The organism is Methylobacterium sp. J-072, from assembly GCF_022829425.1.
Lineage (GTDB): Bacteria > Pseudomonadota > Alphaproteobacteria > Rhizobiales > Beijerinckiaceae > Methylobacterium.
Genome location: NZ_JAKSYK010000109.1, coordinates 1 through 206 on the forward strand (window position 1 = coordinate 1; position 206 = coordinate 206).

Annotated in this window: 1 protein-coding gene; it reads left to right on the forward strand. The window is 65.0% G+C overall.

The window, feature by feature from the left end; translation table 11 throughout:
- Positions 1 to 206: transposase (locus MKK67_RS32915; protein ID WP_243964901.1), on the forward strand; the 206-nt coding region annotated here is incomplete at both ends.

Consider the following 206-nt stretch of genomic DNA (forward strand, 5'->3'; position numbering starts at 1 on the left):
GCGCGCGGGACATGGCCCGCGACATCGCGCGCTCCGAGGAAGGCAAAACCTCGCGGCGCGAGCGCAAGAAGGTTGAGATGCTGTTTGCCCACCTCAAGCGTATCCTGAAGCTGGACCGCCTCCGGCTGCGAGGGCCGAACGAAGCAAGAGACGAGTTCCACCTCGCAGCCGCCGCTCAGAACCTGAGGAAGCTCGCAAAGCTCCTC